Origin of the sequence: Streptomyces sp. NPDC051183 (assembly GCF_040682455.1) — a bacterium.
Classification (GTDB): domain Bacteria; phylum Actinomycetota; class Actinomycetes; order Streptomycetales; family Streptomycetaceae; genus Streptomyces.
In genome coordinates, this window is the sequence record NZ_JBFBBA010000044.1 from 22540 (window position 1) to 42035 (window position 19496).

The 19496-nt window shown below is 73.8% G+C and carries 10 protein-coding genes and 3 pseudogenes; 9 read left to right on the top strand and 4 right to left on the bottom strand.

Annotated features, from left to right (window positions below; translation table 11 throughout):
• Positions 1-6: 6 nt before the first annotated feature.
• The 4 genes and pseudogenes from AB0M99_RS30695 to AB0M99_RS30710 form a co-directional block, all read right to left on the bottom strand.
• Positions 7-222, bottom strand: a pseudogene (locus AB0M99_RS30695) (SUKH-3 domain-containing protein); the annotation flags it as partial.
• A gap of 324 nt (positions 223-546) precedes the next feature.
• Positions 547-1002: a GNAT family N-acetyltransferase gene (locus AB0M99_RS30700; protein ID WP_365926250.1), complete on the bottom strand. Its 456-nt coding sequence runs from the start codon at positions 1000-1002 to the stop codon at positions 547-549.
• A gap of 87 nt (positions 1003-1089) precedes the next feature.
• Positions 1090-1817, bottom strand: a pseudogene (locus AB0M99_RS30705) (SDR family NAD(P)-dependent oxidoreductase).
• Complete coding sequence (locus AB0M99_RS30710) at positions 1793-3205, bottom strand: aminopeptidase P family protein (protein ID WP_365926188.1); 1413 nt, start codon at positions 3203-3205, stop codon at positions 1793-1795. Before AB0M99_RS30710 ends, AB0M99_RS30705 begins: the two are co-directional and overlap by 25 nt.
• A 148-nt stretch (positions 3206-3353) precedes the next feature.
• On the opposite strand from AB0M99_RS30710, the gene AB0M99_RS30715 reads away from it, so the two are divergent.
• The 9 genes and pseudogenes from AB0M99_RS30715 to AB0M99_RS30755 all read left to right on the top strand — a co-directional run bounded on the left by AB0M99_RS30715 (position 3354) and on the right by AB0M99_RS30755 (position 19483).
• Positions 3354-4337, top strand: coding sequence for a helix-turn-helix transcriptional regulator (locus AB0M99_RS30715; RefSeq protein ID WP_365926190.1), 984 nt, complete (start codon positions 3354-3356; stop codon positions 4335-4337).
• Between the two features lie 115 nt (positions 4338-4452).
• Positions 4453-5970, top strand: a complete 1518-nt coding sequence (locus AB0M99_RS30720; RefSeq protein ID WP_365926192.1) for an NCS1 family nucleobase:cation symporter-1 — start codon at positions 4453-4455, stop codon at positions 5968-5970.
• A 59-nt stretch (positions 5971-6029) separates the two neighbouring features.
• Positions 6030-6173 (top strand): annotated as a pseudogene (locus AB0M99_RS30725) (MBL fold metallo-hydrolase); the annotation flags it as partial.
• Positions 6174-6522: 349 nt separating this feature from the next.
• Positions 6523-7857, top strand: coding sequence for an MFS transporter (locus tag AB0M99_RS30730; protein WP_365926194.1), 1335 nt, complete (start codon positions 6523-6525; stop codon positions 7855-7857).
• Between the two features lie 108 nt (positions 7858-7965).
• Positions 7966-9258, top strand: a complete 1293-nt coding sequence (locus AB0M99_RS30735; protein ID WP_365926196.1) for a condensation domain-containing protein — start codon at positions 7966-7968, stop codon at positions 9256-9258.
• A gap of 366 nt (positions 9259-9624) precedes the next feature.
• Entirely contained in the window at positions 9625-12780 is a 3156-nt protein-coding gene (locus AB0M99_RS30740) for an amino acid adenylation domain-containing protein (RefSeq protein WP_365926198.1), read from the top strand.
• Positions 12780-14663 carry a non-ribosomal peptide synthetase gene (locus AB0M99_RS30745; protein ID WP_365926200.1) on the top strand — a complete coding sequence of 628 codons (1884 nt, stop codon included), beginning with the start codon at positions 12780-12782 and terminating at the stop codon, positions 14661-14663. Before AB0M99_RS30740 ends, AB0M99_RS30745 begins: the two co-directional genes overlap by 1 nt.
• Position 14664: 1 nt before the next feature.
• Complete coding sequence (locus AB0M99_RS30750; protein WP_365926202.1) at positions 14665-16590, top strand: non-ribosomal peptide synthetase; 1926 nt, start codon at positions 14665-14667, stop codon at positions 16588-16590.
• Positions 16580-19483 carry a condensation domain-containing protein gene (locus tag AB0M99_RS30755; RefSeq protein ID WP_365926204.1) on the top strand — a complete coding sequence of 968 codons (2904 nt, stop codon included), beginning with the start codon at positions 16580-16582 and terminating at the stop codon, positions 19481-19483. The genes AB0M99_RS30750 and AB0M99_RS30755 overlap by 11 nt, the downstream gene beginning before the upstream one ends.
• Positions 19484-19496: the final 13 nt, after the last annotated feature.

A 19496-nucleotide genomic window follows, 5' to 3' on the forward strand; every position in this document is an offset into this window, starting at 1 on the left:
CGCCGAAGCGGTCGTCCTCACTGTGGCGAGCAGCGGGTCGAGTTCGAAGGCCTCCCTCGCGCGGGTGATCCCGGGGCCTCCACGGCCGACTGTCAGCCCACCGAACTCGCGCAGAAACTCCCCGGCGGCAGCGTGCATGCAAAATCCGTCCGCTTCCAGCTGCTCCCGCCACGGTGTCGTGTCGTGGCTCCTGCCCGGATGCCGGCCCGCGACACGTAACACCCTTTCCGCCTCCCTCGGCCAGACGTACGGCTCTTCCTGCGGCGCCGCCTGCCCCTCGCGGACGATGCGTGCTGCGAACGCGGCGGCTTCGGCGGGGTCTGACGTCTCCAGATCGACCCGTCCTTCACTTCGGGCCGCGGGGCGGGGCCCGGCGCCCGTACGTCCACCGGCGCCGCCACGCCGTCTGCACCCTGGACAAGCGCCAGACGGGGATGACCGACATCGCCAAGCAGGCGAACGGCAAGTACCTGCGGGTCGAACGCCCCCTCGCCGACGCGATCCACCTCACCCGTGGCGGCTACGCCGTACCCGGCGGCAGGGCTGCTACTGGGGCCTGGGTGCCGCGTCGGTCAGCGCCTTGAACAGGTGCACGACCGAGTGCCCGCCAGGAACCCCCGGGGTCCGGCCGGTCTCGACGTAGCCATGGCGCTGATAGAAGCCAGGGGCCTGGAACGTGAAGGAGGAGACGGAGAGACGATCGCAACCGCGGCGCCGTGCCTCCGTCTCGGCCGCCAGCAGGATCCTGCTGCCCCAGCCGTCCTTGCGACTGTCCTCGCGGACCCACAACAGGTCGATGTCGCACAGGCCGCCCCACGTCCGGGCGGTCAACCCGCCGACCAGTCCACCTGATTCGTCGGTGACCTTGATCGAGAGCACGCTGCGGTCAGGAGCACCTGTGGCGGCGCTGTTGAAGGCGATCAGCGCCTCGGTCAACCGGTCGGCGAGCTCGGGATCGTGCTCGCCGACGGTCAGGGACGGGCCGGAGCCGTGGTCAGTCATCACGGCGCGGAGTATGCCAGGGGCCTCGCTGCCGGAGCGCCGAGGACGTCTTCGACGAGGTGGACGTTGCCGTTCCGCTCGGGCCGATCACCCGGCCGCGCCCGGCCCGAGGTAGGTACCGCCGGAGAGCGCGGTGATCGGCTCAAGGGCCGCCACCGCCTCGGGAACCGCGGCGTAGGGCGCGATCATGTCGGTCGGCACCACCCCGGGTCCGACGGTGTTCACGGTGATCCCGCGCCGGCCCGGCTCGTTGGCGAGGGACGGGCCGAGGGCCGCCAGTGCCGCCTTGGTGACGGTGTAACCGATCTGGCCGGGCGCGCGCTCACGTTGACCGCCGGCAGCCTCCCGGGCTCCTCCTCGGTCAGCTGCCCGATCGAACTGACCGAGTGGATGCCCGCGTTGTTGACCAGGACGTCCAGGACGTCCACGCCGTGGTCCGCCAGTCCGGCGGTGGGTGCCTCGAAGAGCCGGTCGACCGCGCCGTTCTCTCCGAACCGCGCCCGCACCGCGAACGCCCGGCCTCCGGCCTCGGCGATGCGCGCCACGGTCTCCGCGGCGGCTGCACCGTCGTCACCGTAGTGGACCGCGACCGGCGCTCCCTCGGCGGCGAGCCGCAGGGCGACCGCGCGCCCGATCCCACATGAGCCGCCCGTCACCAGAGCGGTCCTGCCGTCCAGTTCCCCCGTGATCGCCTCTCCCGTCGTGCGGCGGTCATGCCGCCGTACCCACCCTGCCCGAGCCGGGTTCACGGCAGACAGGGCGGGATCGGTCAGCTCCGTGGCGCACAGAGTCAGCCCGCGACGCGGGCCATCCACGCCTCGACCTCGTCGGCCGAGCGCGGCAGGGACCCCGAGAGGTTCTCGGAGCCGTCGGCGGTCACCAGCAGGTCGTCCTCGATCCGCACCCCGATGCCGCGCCACTCCTCGGGCACCGTCAAGTCATCCGGCTGGAAGTACAGGCCCGGCTCCACCGTGAGCAGCATGCCGGGCTCCAGCACGCCGTCGACGTACTCCTCGGTACGGGCCTGGGCGCAGTCGTGGACGTCCAGGCCGAGCATGTGGCCCGTGCCGGCCATGGTGAAGCGGCGCTGCAGGCCGAGCTCGTAGGCGCGATCTGCCGGGCCCTCGATGAAGCCCCACTCGACGAGCTTCTCCGCCAGGTACCGCTGCGCCGCCACGTGGAAGGCGCGGTACGCGGCTCCCGGCTGCACGGCGGCGATGCCCGCCTGCTGGGCCTCGTACACCGCGTCGTACACCTTGCGCTGCACGGCCGTGAAGGTGCCGCTGATCGGCAGGGTGCGGGTGACGTCGGCGGTGTAGAGGGTGTGCGTCTCCACGCCTGCGTCGAGCAGGAGCAGGTCCCCGGGGCGTACGGGACCGTCGTTGTCGGTCCAGTGCATGATCGTGGCGTGCTCGCCCGCGGCGCAGATCGAGCCGTAGCCCACGGAGTTGCCCTCCAGCCGTGCCCGGCGGAAGAAGGTGCCCTCGACCCACCGCTCGGAGGACGCGACGGCCCGCGAGAGCTCGCCGACGCAGTCGGTGAAGCCGCGCACGGTGGAGTCCACCGCCTTGCGCATCTCGCCGATCTCCCAGTCGTCCTTGACGAGCCGCAGTCCGCTGAGGGCCTCCTCCAGTTCGGCGTCGCGCTCCGCGTCGGTGGTGACCGCGGCCTCCAGTGCCGGGTCGACGCCGCGGACGATGCGCGTGGGCATGTCGGGCGCGGAGGCCAGGTCGCCCACCGCCGCGCGGACGTCGCGGCAGGCCAGACCGAGCACGCGCTCGGACTCGGCGAGGGAGCGGCGACGGCCCATCCACAGCTCGGCGGTGTAGCCCAGCCAGAACTCGTCGGTGTCCCGGCCGTCGCGCGGCAGCTGGTAGCAGTACGCGTCGTGGCCGCCGTCGGGGCGGGGTTCGAGGACGAGCGCGCCGTCGCGGGCCTGGTCCCCGGTCATGTGGACGTAGGCGGAGTGCGGGCGGAACGGGTAGGTGTCGTCGTTCGAGCGGGCTTTGAGGTTGCCCGACGGGATGACCAGCCGTTCGCCGGGGAAGCACGCGGAGAGCGCGGCGCGGCGCCGGGCCGCGTACGGGGCCTGCTCGTCGAGCGGGAGGCCGTCCCGTTCGGTGTCCGCCCATCCCTTCCTCATCAGGGCGGACAGTTCCTCGGAGACCCCCGAGTAGAGACCGTTCTTGCGACCCTTCGACACGCCTGGACCTTCTTCCGGATCGGTTCGACTGCCGAGGGGCCCCCGGCGGCACCCGGACCGTACTGCGGACGGGAGCGCTCAGGTGGGCCAGTCGTGCCAGTGGCACTGATCGGCCACATCCACGCCCTCGTCGTCGATAATGGCGTGCATGGCGAACGCGAAACTGGGCGATGCCCTGCGGATGCTGGGGATCGGCCCCGCAGCGGGCCGCGTGTACCTGTCACTCCTCGAACTGGCCCCCGCCCCGCTCGCCGAGATCGGGGACGCGGCCGGGGTGGACGGCGCCGAGTTCCCCGCGGCGTACGCGGAGCTGGTCGACGCCGGGCTGGCCAGCGCCGCCACGGAGGGTACGGACGTGGTGGCGCCGGTACCGCCCGCCGCGGCCCTGGAGATCCTCGCCAGGCACCGGGCGGCGGAGCTCGAGGGGTCGCGTATCACCGTGGGCGGCGCGTTCGAGTCGTTCCGTCGCCAGCGGCTCGCGGCGTACAACGACGACCTCGTCGAGGTCGTGACCGGCGACGCCATCGGCCCCAGGATGCGCCGCGCCTGGGTCAGCGCCCGCACGCAGATCCGCCAGCTCGACTCGCCGCCCTACTTCCCGCTGGCCGGCGCCCTCGATGACGCGCTCGCGACGCTCGCCCGCGGCGTGACGCAGCGGGTCGTCTACTCGCGGGCGTCCCTGGAGGTGCCCGGGCAGCTGGAGAGCGCCATCGAGCCGTGCATCGAAGCCGGTGAGCAGGCCCGGGTGGCGCCGACGGTGCCGGTCAAGCTGGTGATCATCGACGAGGCGTACGCGCTGGTGTCCCTCTCGATCAGGGAGGCGGACGTACACAACACGATGCTGGTGGTGCAGCCGTGCGGGCTGCTCTCCGCCCTCCTGGCACTGTTCGAGCAGACCTGGCAGCAAGCCCTGCCCTTCCACGGCCGCGCCACCCGCCCGGCCGGTCTGCTGCCGGCCGACCGCCGCCTGCTGCGCCTGCTGGCCGGCGGCGCGAGCGATGAGGTCATCGCCCGCGAGCTGGGCATCAGCCGCCGCACCTTCTTCCGCCGGCTCCAGGTCCTGATGGCCCGCCTCGGCGCCGAGAACCGCTTCCAGATGGCCCTCCAGGCGCAGCGCAGCGGCTGGCTGTGAGCCGCCGCGCCGTCTGCGGGGATTTTCGGCATGGCCGCGCGGAACACCGGGAAGGAGAGGGTGTCCCTCTCGGTCCCGGCCGAGGTCCCCACCCGACCCGAAGGGGCGTGCGCACATGCCCGACGACCCGATCGCCGAGAACGGTGACCGCACCGAGCTCGCTCCCGGCGAAGTCCCCTCGGACAGCCGTTTCGCCAACCCCGACCTCCTGCCCGTACCGGTCGGGGCCCGGCGCTGGACGACGTACAACTTCACGGCCCTGTGGGTCGGCATGGCACACAACATCCCCTCCTGGCTTCTCGCCTCCGGGCTGATCGCCCTGGGGATGGACTGGAAGCAGGCCGTCTTCACCATTGCGCTCGCCAACCTCATCGTGCTGGTGCCGATGCTCCTCACCGGGCACGCCGGCCCGAAGTACGGGATCCCGTTCCCCGTGCTGGCCCGAGCCTCTTTCGGGGTACGAGGGGCCAACCTGGCCGCGCTCATCCGGGCGGCCGTGGCCTGCTGCTGGTTCGGGATCCAGACCTGGATCGGCGGGTCCGGGATCTTCGTCCTGCTGGGCAAGATCTTCGGCGGCTGGGCGGGCGCTGCGGAGATCGGTGGCGAGCCGTGGACGCTGTGGCTGTGCTTCATCGTCTTCTGGGCTCTCGAACTCGCCATCATCTACCGGGGGATGGAGGCCCTGAGACGCTTCGAGAACTGGGCCGCGCCCTTCGTCATCGTGGGCGCGCTGGCCCTGCTGGTGTGGATCGGGGTCAAGGCGGGCGGCTTCGGCGAACTGCTCGATCAGCCGTCCCGGCTCGGCTGGGGCACGGACTTCTGGCCGGTCTTCTTCCCCTCGCTCATGGGGATGATCGCCTTCTGGGCCACCCTCTCCCTCAACATCCCCGACTTCACGCGCTTCGGCGCCGGCCAGCGCTCCCAGATCCTCGGACAGACCCTCGGGCTGCCGACGACGATGACCCTCTTCGCGCTGCTGTCCGTGTTCGTCACCTCGGGCTCGGAGGTGGTGTACGGCGCCCCGATCTGGGACCCGGTGGAGCTCGTGGCCAAGGCCGACAGCGTCTTCGGGCTGCTGTTCGCCCTGGTCACCGTACTGATCGCGACGATCTCGGTGAACATCGCCGCCAACGTCGTCTCACCCGCCTACGACCTGGCCAACCTCGCCCCCCGCCTGATCGACTTCCGCCGCGGAGCGCTGATCACCGGCGTGGTCGGAGTGCTGATCATGCCGTGGAAGCTGACCTCCACCCCCGAGCTGTACATCTTCACCTGGCTGGGCCTGGTCGGCGGGCTGCTCGGCACGGTCGCCGGCATCCTCATCGCGGACTACTGGATCGTGCGCCGCACACGGCTCTCGCTGCCCGACCTCTACCGGGAGGGCGGCCCGTACTGGTACACGGGCGGTTGGAACCTCCGGGCACTGGCGGCCTTCGCGGTCGGCGGCGTACTGGCCATCGGCGGCTCCCACTCGGCCCCCGGCAAGGGCCCGTTCCCCGCCGAGGGTCTGATCCCCTTCCTCAAGCCGCTGGCCGACTACGGCTGGGCGGTCGGCCTGACCGTGTCCCTGCTGCTCTACGCAGCGCTCATGGCCGGGGCGCGCCCCGGCTCACCGGGAGCCGATCGCGAGTAGAGGAATCGCCGACCCTTGTGGATCACGCGTTCCAAGTTCCCGGGACGAGTGATCAGCTTCTGCGCCTTACGGTGCCGGGGTGCGCGACGCTGTACCCGAGCGTGGACCACCCGTGCGGCGACACCCGGATCTGGGTGGAAGCGGGGAGCGGGACGCTCGGCCCGGTGCAGCGGCACGTGCGGCTGGACGAGCCCGACGCCGTGCCCGAGCCTCACGCAACTGGCCGAGTAATGCGACGTGCTGCTGTGCGAAGCCGAGAGCGCACAGGCTCCTCAGCAGGCGGTGGCCCGCGCCTCGGCCCAGCTCCATCGTCGCGCCCGTTTTCGGTCAGGGTGATGGCGGTTGCGCAGGGTGAGGGGCGGCGATCGGCGCCTCCCTGTTCCCCCTTGGCCCACCTGCCCCGTGCTGCGTGCGTCGTCGACGGGAATTCACGCGGTCTTACCCCGGGTAGTACGAAGAATCTCCTGATCGGCATCCATCGGGCAGCAAAAGATGTCCGAAAGCGACAGCTTTGCTTTGACCTTGATCGATGGATCGGTGAGTGTCCTTCACATGTCCGACACATCCGGAGCTGCCACTGGCGGCTCACTGCGCTTACGTGACTTCCGACTGTTGCTCGCGGGAGCCGCCACCGGACAGTTCGGTGCCCAGGTGACGCTGGTGGCGTTGCCCCTCGTCGCCGTCCTCGAACTCGACGCGTCCGCCTTCCAGGTGGGCCTCCTGACCGCCGCGGAGACCGCCGCCTTCCTGCTCGTGGGGCTCCCCGCCGGGGCCCTCACCGACCGCATGCGCAAACGGCCCCTCATGATCCGCGCGGACCTGGTGCGCGCCGTGTCCATGGGCAGCATCCCCGCCGCCGCGCTCGCCGACGTCCTGACCATGGCCCAGCTCTACGCGGTCGCGCTCGTGACCGGCGTGGCGACCGTGTTCTTCGACGTCGCGCACCAGAGCTACCTCCCGCAGATCCTGCCCCGTGAACAACTCATGGCCGGCAACGGAGCGCTGGAGACCGTCCGGTCCACCGCCCAGGTCACCGGCCCAGGACTCGGCGGAGGGCTGGTCCAACTCGTCGGAGCGCAGTTCGCGGTCATCGTCGACGCCATCGGCTACGTGCTCTCCGCGCTCTTCCTCCAACGCATCGAGAAGGCCGAGGAGGCACCCGAACGCGTCGCCGGGGGCTCCCTGCGCAAGGAGATCGGCGAAGGCGTCCGCTTCATCTTCGGCCACCCGCTGCTCCGCGTCATCGCCCTGACCACCGGCCTCGCCAACTTCTGTACGGCCGTCCTCATGGCGACGCAGACCGTGCACCTCGTCCGCGTCGTCGGACTGGAGGCGGGCGGGCTCGGGCTGGTGCTGTCCGCGTCGGCCGTGGGCGGGCTCCTGGGCGCGCTGTGCGCCGGGCGCATCGCCGCCCGGCTGGGGCAGGCGCGGGTCATCCTCCTGTCCCTCCTGGTGACCGGCCCGTTCGCGCTGCTGTGGCCCCTGTCCGGGCACGGTGTCGCCGGGGCGCTCCTGTTCTCGGCCGGATCGGCGGTCGTCTCCTTCGGCGCCGTCGTCTACAACGTCGCTCAGGTGAGCTTCCGCCAGGGCATGTGCCCGCCACGGCTGCTCGGCCGGATGAACGCCACCCTGCGCTTCCTCATGTGGGGCACCCTGCCGCTCGGCGCGCTCCTGGGCGGAGCCCTCGCCCAGTCCTACGGGTCGCGCACCGCGCTCGCCTGGTGCGCCGTCGGCATCCTCGCCGTACCGGTGCCGCTGCTGCTGTCGCCGCTGCGCCGGATGCGGGACCTGCCGGCTCCGCCGGACGACGACGCCGCCGAGGCGGCACCGCGCGAGCCGACAGCCGCCGACGGCGACGAACGCCCGGCCCCCGCACCCACCAGCTGACCCGCCCACGACGCGCGCCGCGGGGACGGGACCCCGCGCCGGCCGCACCCGCCGACACGCCGCTGCGACGACAACGGCCCCCACCAATGCCATGACAGAGAGGACCACGTGCTCAGCATCACCAGTCAGTACCTGGCCCGCTACCGGCGGTTCGCCGACGACCGGTCCGACAGCTTGCTGCCGGCCACCGGAGCGCAGCGCCGCTTCGTGCTGGTGCGTTCGCTGGACCCGGCCGGTCGCCCCGACCTGGTGCCGATGTTCTTCGCGTTCCCGCAGGGAACCATCGACCCCGAACGCCTCCGGGCCGCCGCCCGCAGGCTCGCCGCGCGGCACACCGCCCTGCGCTCGCGGCCCACCGTCATCCGCGGCACCCCCGTCCTGTCCGTCGCCGCCGACCCGGACGTCAGCGTGACCCGGCCCGGCCTCGTACCGGGGGAGTCGCCCGCCGAGGCGCTCCGTCGTGCACTGGCCGCCTGGGACGTGCAGGGGCCCTCCCTGAGGCTGTTCCTCGTACGCGACGAAGAGCGCGAGGAGGACGTCCTCGCGGTCGTCCTGGACCACGCGGTCTGCGACGGACGGTCCTTGGCGCGGATCGTCGACGAACTCGGAGCCGCCTACGGCGAGGAGGCCACCGACGGCCACCCCACGCCGCAGGAGACGCGGGCCGAACTCGCCGCCTACCGGGACGCGGTCCTCGGCCAACTCGCCGCCGAGGAGAAGGCGGAGACGCCCGAGGCCGCCGCGTACTGGGCGGACCGGCTGCACGCGGTGCACGACCACGCCCCGGTTCCCCGCCCCGCACGCGTACGCGAAGGCGCGCGGCCCGGTGGCGCCGCGCAGGCCCGGCTGCCCGCCCACGACGCCGGCGTGTCCTTCCCCGGACTGCTCGACGCCTGCCGTTCCGCGGCCCGCGAACTGTACGGACCCGACCGCGCGGTCCCGCTCGGCTACCCGTGGGGCGGGCGTCCCACGGGAGCGGAGCCGGTCGTCGGCTGCTTCCTCAACACCCTCGTCTTCCCCGTCGACACCGGTCACGGGCCGGGCTCGCAGGTGGCGGCCGACGCGTGGTGGGACGACCTCGACCACGCCGACGTACCCTTCGACGCGGTCGTGGCCGCCGCGCGGGCCGCCGGCTCGCGCTGGAGCGGCGGCCTCGACGGGCTGCTCACCGTGGACGACGACACGCGCCGCCCGCCCCTGCGGCTGGCCGGTGTCGAGGGACGCGAGGTCCACGTCGACGGAAGACCGGTCCGCGGTCCCTTCGCCGTCTCCGTCACCCAGGGCGCGGAGATCCGCCTGCGGATGGTGTGGGACCGGGCGGTACTCGGCGACGAGACCGCGCACCGGGCGTTCGACGTCCTCACCCGCGCGCTGCGCCCCTCGGGACACGCCGTGCAGTGACCCAGCCGCCGGACACCGGCGCAGGCCCGAGTCGCGCGGCGGCACCACCCGCGCGCTCCGACGACGACGCCCGAGCCCCCGGCACCCGAACCAACTGCGGCGCCCCCCAGCGCGCCAGGGCCCCCACCCGCGGCCCCGCGCGCACCGGCAACCGCCCGCACACCGCGCAGAGCCGCCGCGCCCGCACACCGCGCAGAGCCGCCGCGCCCGCACACCGCGCAGGGCCCCCGCGCACACACGCCTCCCCCCACGGCATCCCCACGCAGAAAACGACACCGCGCGACCCGCGGAGCCGTCCGCACGACCACCGGACACGACACGACCGTGCCCGGCACCGAGACCGACCCACAACCTCAGGGATCGCCCATGCTCCCCCTCTCCTCCTCGCAGGAGATCGTCTGGCTGCACGAGCAGATGCAGCCCGGCAGTCGCGCCTACAACTTCACCGCCTCACTGGACCTGTGGGGCACGCTCGACACCGATGCCCTGCGCCGCGGACTCGCCGCCACCTTGGCGCGCCACCCCGGCCTGCGGCTCGAGCTCGTCGCCTCCACCGGATCCGTACCGGCGCAGCGCGTGGCGCCGCAGTGCGCGCCGAGACTGCACACGGTCGACCTCAGTACGGAGGATGACCCCGAGGCGGCCTTCGCCCGGCTCCTGCGGACCGAGGCCGAGAGCCCGCTCGACACCTTCGAGGCACCGCTGATCCGCTGGACCCTCGTACGACTGGCCGAGCGGCACCACCGGCTGGTCCACGTCGAGCACCACCTGATCCACGACGGGCAGTCGTTCGCGATCCTGCTCGACGACGTCTTCCGCGTCTACCGCGCCCACGTCCTCGGCGAGAGCCTGGAGCTCCCGCCCGCCTCGTCGTACGCGGACCACGTACGGGCCCAGGCCGGGAAAGGGGCCGCCTACGCCCCCGAATCGCTCGACTTCTGGCGGGCCGAGCTGCGCGACCAGCAGTACGACCTGCCGCTGCCGGGCCTGACCCGCCCCGGTGCCCAGCGCAGGCACCACGGCGGCCAGCTGCGCCAGAGCATCGGCGCCGATCTCGCCGAACGCCTGCGCGGGCACGCCCGTTCACGTGGCCTGACCCCCTTCGCCACGCTCCTCGGGCTGTTCGCCGAGCTCCTGCGCCGGCACAGCGGCCGCTCCCGGATGGTCATCGGGACCGCCGTCGGCAACCGCCCCCTCGGCTACGAGGACGCCGTCGGCATGTTCGTCAACACCATCCCCCTCCCGCTCGCCCTGGACGGCTCCGTCCCCGCCCAGGACACCATGGACGAGGTCACCGACACCCTCATCCGGGCCCTGCCGCACCAGGACGTGCCGGTCCAGGAGCTGACCCGGGCGCTCGGCATGCACACCTCCGGCGCGGGCAACCCGCTCTTCCCCGTCATGTTCAGCGCCCACGACGCACCGCTGCCCGAGATCGACGTACCCGGCCTCGACATCACCCTCTTCGAGGGCTTCAACACCGGCACCACCCGCTTCGACCTCGACGTGGTCCTGCTCCCGGACGACCGCCGCGGAGTCACCCCGCGCCAGGGCCTGCCCGGCATGACGCTGGTCTGGGACTACGACGCCGACCTCTTCGGCGAAGACGTCGCACGCCTGCTCGCCGGCCGCTTCCTGGACCTGCTGCGCGCCTATCTCGACGACCCCGAGAAGCCGCTGACCGACCTCGACCCGACCGCAGTCGAGCCCGCCGCCGCGCCGGTGGCCGTCCCGGCCGACCGCGATCCGCTGGACCCCGTCGCCGCGCACCCCCCGTCGCTGCCGGCCCTGCTGTGCGGCGCCCGCCGCCTCACCTACGGCGAACTCGACGAGCGCGTGGGCTCGCTCGCCGGGCGACTGTGCACCGCCGGCGTGACGCCCGGCCGGGCGGTGGCCGCGGTGCTGCCCCGGGGGACCGACTCGGTCGTCGCCCTGCTCGCCTGCCTGCGCGCCGGCGCCGTCTACTGCCCGCTGTCCCCGTCGGACCCGCCGGCCCGGCTCGCCCTGCTGCTGGAGCGGCTCTCCCCGGCGCTGGTGCTCACCGGTGACGGCACGCCGGAACTGCCGCAGGCGCTGCCGACCGCCCGGATCGACGCCCCGGTACTGCCCCCCGCGCACCAAAGCTCCGTACTTCCCGGCACGGCGTACGTCATCCACACCTCCGGATCCACCGGGACGCCGAAGCCCGTCGCCGTGGGCCCCGCGGCGCTGGTGCACCACATGACGTCGGCCGCCGAACGGTTCGGCCTCACCACCTCGGACCGCGTCCTGATGTTCGCCCAGCCGTCCTTCGACGTGGCGCTGGAGGAGGTGCTGCCGACCCTGCACGCCGGCGCCTGCCTGGTCGTGCCCGAGTACGAGGTGCCCACGGGCGCCGAGCTCGCCGGACAGCTGGTGTCCGCCCGGGTCACCGTCGCCAACCTGCCCACCAGTTACTTCCTCGCCACCCGCGAGGACCTGCGGTCCGCGCTGCGCGACGGGAGCTGGGCGCCCAGGCTCCTGGTCCTGGGCGGTGAGCGCCTTCCCGTGGAGGCCCTGCGCGGCGTCCTCGCCGACACCGACGCCACCGTGCTCAACGTGTACGGCGTCACCGAGGCCGCCATCAGCTCGACCGTCCACGAGGTATCCCGAGAGGCCCTCGCCGACGGCGCCGAGATCCCCCTGGGCACCGAGTTCCCGGGCGAGCGGGTCCTGGTCCTCGACGCCCACCACCGCCCCCTGCAGACCGGGGCGGTCGGTGAACTGGCCATCGCCGGTCCCGGCCTCGCCGAAGGGTACGTGGGCAACGCCGAGGCGACGGCCGCCCGGTTCGTCACCGTCGACGCACTCGGCGGCCTGCGCGTCTACCTCACCGGCGACGTCGGCTACCGAGGCCTGGACGGCCTGTTGTACTTCCTCGGCCGACGCGACCACCAGATCAAGCTGCGCGGCCACCGCATCGAGCTGGAGGAGATCGAGGCGGCGGCCTCCGCGGTGCTGGGCGGCCGCTCCTGCGCCGTCGTCCTGGACCGTGAGGGCCCCGGCGGGCCCCGGCTCGTGGGCTTCCTCGAAGGCACAGCCGACGGCGCGGCCTTCGACGAGAAGGCGCTGCACGCCGAGTTGGCCGGCCGCCTGCCCGCCCCCCTCGTGCCCGCCCGGTGGGCGCGGCTGGACAGCATGCCGACCCTCGCCGGCGGCAAGCCCGACCGTACGGCGCTGTCGCGGCGCGCCGCGGCACTCGACACCGACGGCGCCGCGACGGCCGAGCCCGAGCCCGAGGCCCGGTCCTCGTCCACCCCGGTCTTCGACGAACCGATGACGGCCCTGCTCGCCGAAGGCTGGACCAAGGTCCTCGGCCACAGCCGGTTCGACGCCCGCTCGCACTTCTTCCACAGCGGAGGCCACTCCCTGCTGGCCGCCGAGCTGGCCGCCTGGTTGGAGCCCCGGCTGGGCACGCGCCCGCCGCTGAAGGTGCTCTTCCGCAACCCCGTCCTCGCCGACCAGGCCGAGGCGCTCGCCACCACCACCTCGACGGAGTCGTGATGACCCGGACCACTTTGAGCGTCGCCCACGGCCCCGCCGCCGAACCGACGCGCGTGCTCGCCCGCTTCGAGGACTGGGCCCGGCGCACCCCGAAGGCCCCGGCCGTGATCGACGGCACCGGGACCTGGACGTACCAGGACCTCGACGCGGCGGCCGCGCTGGCCGCCAAGGACCTGGCCGACCGCGTCAGGCCCGGTGACCTGGTCGGCGTCTGCCTCGACCGTTCCACCGCCCTGGTGGTGACCGCCGTCGCGCTCGCCCGGATCGGCGCCGTCTACCTGCCGCTCGGCCCCCGCCCCGGCGAACGCCGTATCCGGGCCGTCACCGAGGACCTCGACGTCGCCTGCCTCATCGGCGACCCCGGCGTCCTGCCCGAGGAGTACCGGAGCGGCGAGCACGTGCCGCTGCTGCTGCCCACCGACGGCGTCAACGCGCCCGCCGCCGCGGTCGCTGCCTTCGCCGGCCCTGTCCGCGGCACCCGGCGCGCACCCGAGGGCACCCTGTACGCCGTCCTCACCTCCGGTTCCACCGGGCGCCCCAAGGCGGTGGCCGTGGCGGAGGCCTCGCTCTCCGTCGCCCTGGACTGGTACCGCGCCGAGACCGGCATCGCCCCGGGCGACCGCCAGTCCCTGCTCATCGGCGTCGCCTTCGACCCGCACCTGCTGGAGCTGTGGGCCGGCCTGACCTCGGGAGCCGCCCTCGTACCGGCCCCGGACGACACCCGCTGGGACTCGCAGGTGCTCACCGACTGGTGGCGCGACACCGGCCTCACCCACGCCGTGGCGGCCACCCCCACCGTCGAACCGCTCCTGGACCGGCCGTGGCCCCAGGGCCTGGAGCTGCGCCACCTCGTCGTCGGCGGCGACCGCATGCGCCGCCGACCCGGCGCCGACGTCACCGCCACCGTCCACAACGCCTACGGCCCCGCGGAAGCCACCGTCCTCACCACCGCCCACGCGATGCGGGCCACCGATCCGCAGGCCGGCGACCATGCCCCGCCGCCCATCGGCACCGCGCTGCCCGGCGTCACCCTCGTCGTCACGGACGCCGAAGGCCGCCCCGTCGCCCGCGGCGAGGACGGCGAACTGCGCGTCGGCGGCCACTGCCTGGCGCTCGGCTACCTCGACGCCGAACTCACCGCACTCCGGTTCACGACGCCTGCCCCGGACCTGGCCGTACCCGGCGTCGACCGCCTCTACCGCACCGGCGACCGGGTACGGATGAACCCCGACGGCAGCCTGGACTTCCTCGGCCGCCTCGACGACCAGGTGAAGATCAGCGGCGTACGGATCGAACCCGCCGAGGTGGAAGCCGCCTTCGAGCAGGACCCCCGCGTGCGCACCGCCGTCGTCACCGTGCTGCGCGACAGCGCCGGCCACGGCCGCCTCGTCGCACACGTACGGACCGCCGACGGCGCCGAACCGGCGCCCGCGGAGCTCCTCGACGCCGTCCGCTCCTGGCTCCCCGAGCAGGCCGTCCCCACCGCCGTACGGATCGTCGACGGCTTCCCGCTCGACGCCAACGGCAAGGTGGACCGACCCGCCCTGACCGCCCGGGAACAGGACCGGACCCAGGCCCAGGCTCCGGCACCCGGGGCGCCGCGGACCGCCGCCACGGACGACCTTGCCGACGCCGCCACCACGGCCACTGAGCGGCTCGTACTGACGACCGTGCGCGACCTCCTCGGCCGGCCCGGCACCGCTCTCGGCGACAACTTCACCGACGCCGGCGGCACCTCCATCATCGCCGCACGGCTGCTGGCCGTCGTCGAAGACGAGACCGGAGTGCGCCTGCGCGCCCCGGAGCTGCTGCGCAGCACCGACCTGCGCACCTTCGCCGCCCTCATCGACCACCGCCGGACCCCGCGACCGGAAGGAGCCTGACATGTCATCCACCACCCCGCAGCCCGCCGCTCCGCAGCCCACCACCCCGCAGCCCGCCGCCCAGGCGCACGGCACCCCCGCGCCCGCGCCCGGCATCCGTACGACCGCACCCGCACCCGCACCCGCACCGGCACTGGCGGCCACCCTGCCGGCGCTCGTTGCCCGGCACGCCGAACTCACCCCCGACGCACTCGCAGTCGTGGACGGCGACACCACCCTCACCTACGGCCAACTCCTGCGGTCCGGCCGCGCCCTCGCCGCCCGCCTGCGCGAACACGACGTGGTCCGCGGCGACCGGGTGGCGCTGCTGACGGCGCGCTCGCACCGTACCGTCGTGGCGCAGCTCGGGCTCTGGCTGGCCGGAGCGGTGTGCGTACCCCTCGACCCGGCCCAGCCCCGGCCGCGCACCGAGGCCGTGATCGCCGACGCGCAGGTGACGCTCACCGTCGGCGACGCGAAGCTGCTGGACGCGGCCACGCTCCCCGGCCCCGTCCTCGCCCTGCCCGAGGAGCCGCTCACGAGCGGCCGAGCGGACGACGAGTCCGCCCCGGACGGCCCGGCGTTCATCATGTTCACCTCCGGCTCGACCGGCCGCCCCAAGGGCGTCCTCGTACCGCACCGGGCCATCGCCGAGCTGGTCACCGCGCCCGACTACGTCACCCTCACCGGCCGTGACCGCGTCCTGTTCCACTCGCCCATGACCTTCGACGCCTCGACGTTCGAAGTCTGGGTCGCGCTCGCCAACGGCGCCGCGGTCGTCGTCTGCACCGAACAGCGACCCTCCCTGGAGGACCTCGCCCGGCACGTCGAACGGCACGGCGTGACGGTCGCGTTCTTCACCACCGCCCTCTTCCACCAGCTCGCCGCACGCCACTCCCGCGTCTTCGCGCAGCTGCGCTCGGTCGTCGTGGGGGGCGAGGCCATGGCCGCCGCGCAGGCACGCGAGGTGCTCAGCGCCTTCCCCTGGCTGGAACTCGTCAACGGCTACGGGCCCACCGAGACGACGACCTTCGCCACCGCCCACCGGGTCACCGAGCAGGACTGTCTGGCGCAGATACCGATCGGCAGGCCCATCGCCGGAGCCACCGCGCACGTCCTGGACGCCGAGGGCCGCGCGGTGGCCGACGGCGAACGGGGCGAACTGTGGATCGGCGGCAGCAGGCTCGCCCAGGGGTACACCGGCCTGCCCGAACTCACCGCCGAACGATTCGTCGAGCACGCCGCCGCCGCGGGCCGGCGGCTCTACCGCACGGGCGACGTCGTCTCCCTGCGGCCCGACGGCGTCCTCCAGTTCCACGGCCGCAACGACGACCAGGTCAAGGTCCGCGGCTTCCGCATCGAACCCGCCGAGGTCGAACACGCCCTGCGCGAGCAGCCGGACGTGGACGACGCCGCCGTCACCGTCGACGGGGCCGGCACGCCCGAGGCGCGCCTGATCGCCTTCGCCGTCGCCGGGCCCGTCGACGGGCCGTCCGGCGCGGCGCTCCGCGAGCGGCTCACCGCGGTCCTGCCCGCCCACCTGGTTCCCGACACGGTCACCCTGCTGGAGCGACTGCCCCTCACCCCGGCCGGCAAGGTCGACCGGCGCGCCCTCACCGGACGCGCGAACACCGCCGAGAAGCGGCCCGCCGACGGGGCCGCGGCGCCGATGACGCCCATCGAGCAGGCCGTCGCCGAGGTGTGGAGCCAGGCGCTGGGCGTCGAGGTCACCAGCGCCGACGCCGAGTTCCTCCTCCTCGGCGGACATTCGCTCCTCGCCCTCATCGTCACCGAGGACCTGCGCGAGGAACTGGGCGTGGAGATCTCGCTCGCGGACTTCTTCGCCACCCCGAGCGTCGCCGAACAGGCCGCGCTGCTCGAACGCGTCCTCCTGGACACCCACCGAGACCTCCACCCCGAGACCCCGGAGCACAGCGATGCCCACTGACGCCGAATCCGCGGCCCACGAACGCGGCCAACTCCAGCGGGAGCTGCTGCGCCGCGCCCGCGCCGGAACCGCCCGGCGCGGTCACGCCGGGCCCGCCGCCGCGCAGACCGGGAGCGTCCCCCTGTCCCGGGCCCAGCGCCGCATGTGGCTGATGGAACGCCTCGGCGGGGCGGGCGACTCGTACCACGTCCCCTTCGCCACCCGCCTCCGCGGCCCCTTCGACGCGGCCACCTTCGCCACCGCCTTCACCTCGCTGGTGGCCCGCCACGGCATCCTGCGCACCCGCTACCTGGAGCGCGACGGCGAGCCCTGCCAGGAGGTGCTCCCGACGCCGTGGACGGTCCCGGTCCACGTCGTCGATGCCGACCCGGCGCACGCGCCGGAGCTGCTGCGGCGCGAGACGGCCCGGCCCTTCGACCTGGCGGCGGGCGAAGCCGTACGGGCGCTCGTGCTGCGCCACGGGCCGCAGGACCACACCCTGCTGCTGACGTTCCACCACATCGCGATCGACGGCGCCTCATTGGAGACGGTGGCCGGCGAACTCGCCGTCCTCTACGCCGAGGCCGCCGCGGGAACGAGCCCGCACACGCTCGCCGCACCGCCGCAGTACGCCGACCACGCGCGCCGCGAACACGACGCCCTGCCCGGCTACGAGACGGAAATGGGGCGCTGGATCGACCTGTTGACGGGCGCGGTCCCACCCCGCCTGCCCGAGCGGACGTCGGCCGCGCCGTACGACTCCGCCCGCCCCGCGGCTGCACGCAGCGAGCCCCTTGCGGCCCATGTCCCCGACGCACTGATGGCGTTGGGTGCCGAGCGCAACGCCACGCCCTTCGCCGTGTCGCTCACCGCCGCCTTCGCGGCCCTGCACCGCCTCACCGGCGCCGACGACCTCGTCATTGGGGTGGCGAGCACGCACCGCAGCGGGAGCGCCATGCGCGCACTGGTCGGCCTGTGCGTCAACACCCTGCCGGTACGCGTCGACGTCTCCGGCGCCCCCACCTTCGCCCAACTGCTGCTACGGGTGAACGACGCCCTCCTCGAAGCCCAGAGCCACCGGCACATCCCCTTCGACCTGGTCCTCGAACGCCTCGGCGGCCGGGCACGCGGCGCCGACGGCAGCGCGCTGGTACGCGTCACCTCCGACCTCCTCGGCGAGCCGACGGTACTGCGGCTGCCCGGCACGTCGGCCGAGTACGTCGACATCCCCTCCGACGGCGCGAAGTTCACCCTCTCGTACGGCCTGGCTCTGGGGCCGGGGCCGGGCGTCACCGACGAACAGCCCCAGGCACTCGTCCAGTACGACGCGAGCACCCTCGACGACACCGTGGCAGAAACGGTCGTGCGCGACTACGCGGCCCTGCTGCACGCGGTGGCGGCCGACCCGGAACTCGTCCTGGCCGACCTGCCCTTGCCGAGCGGCAGTCCGGATCCCGCCGACAGCCACCCGGCCGCGCAGGCCCTACGGGCCCACCCGGATGTCGCCGACGCCGTCGTGGTCCAGCCCGATCAGGGTCCGTCCGTGGCCTACGCCGTCCTGCGCGACAGCATCGGCCCATCCGGCAACGAACTGCTGGGCCTGCTGCGCCGATCGCTCGCCCCCGAGGCCACACCCGCCGCGGTCACGCTCGTCGACGCGCTGCCGCGTACCGACTCCGGGCCGCTCGACCAGACCCGGCTGCCCGGGCCGTCCGGGCCGAGCGCACCGTCCGGCCCCCGGGCCCAAGCGGTCCGGGAGGCCTTCACCGCCGTACTCGGCACCGACCCGGCGCCGGACGCCGACTTCTTCGCCCTCGGCGGCCACTCCCTCAAGGCCGTGCAACTCGCCGAACGGCTGCGGACGGACCTCGGACTGCCCCTCACGGGCCTCGACGTGCTCCAGGCCCGTACGCCCCGGGCCCTGACCGCGCTCCTCGACGGACGGGCGGCGCAGCAGAGCGCCGCGCAGGCCGCGAGCCGGCCGGCCCCCCGCTCCCGGGCCCTCCGACCGGGCACGGTGCTGGTCACCGGCGCGACGGGCGGCGTGGGTGCGTTCATCATCCGTGAACTCGCCGCCCAGGGACGCCCGGTACTGGCGCTGGCCCGGCCCGAGTCCGCCCACCTGATCGCCACTGAGGGCGTCGACGTCATCGAGGGCGACCTTGCCGACCTGGCCGGCCTGCGCGAATCCGTCGCGCAGGCCGACGCGGTCGTCCACGCCGCCTGTACCTTCACCCGCCACGACGTGGACCTGGCCGCGATGGAGACGATGGTCGACGCCTGGCGGCGCGGGCCGTTCGCCTTCGTCAGCAGCGTCGACGCCTACGGGCACCCCGGTACGGACCGGGTCGGCGAGGAGACCCCGCCCCACGAGCCCGTCAGCCCGTACGGCCGGGCCAAGCTCGACTGCGAGGCGCTGCTGTTGCGCGCGGCGGAGACCGAGGGACGCGGGGGAGCGAGCGTCGTACGCTCCCCGATCGTCTGGGGCGCGCACGACCGACTGCGCGAACAACTGCGCTGGGGCGCCATCGGCACGCTCTACCAGTCCGCCCTCCAGGGCCGGCCGATCACACTGCCGCGCCCGGGAACGGGCGGCCACGCCTGGTACGGACCGGCCTGGGTGCACGCGGCCGCCCTGGCCCGCGCGGTGGCCGAGTGCCTGGAACGGCCCCTGCACGGAGTCGCCAACGCGTGCAGCGGCCATGTGTCCTGGCGCGACCTCGCACGCGACCTCACGGAACTGCTCGGCACCCGCGCGGAGTTCCACGAGACCGAGGCCGTCCCCCAGGACCTCGACCACCGCTGGCACTACGACAGCACGCGCCTGGCGCGCCCCCTGCGGTCCCGTCCCGGAGAGGACCGGCGGACCGTACTGGCGGACATGATCGGCCCGATGAGCGCCGCCCCCGTCTGACCCTGCCACCGCG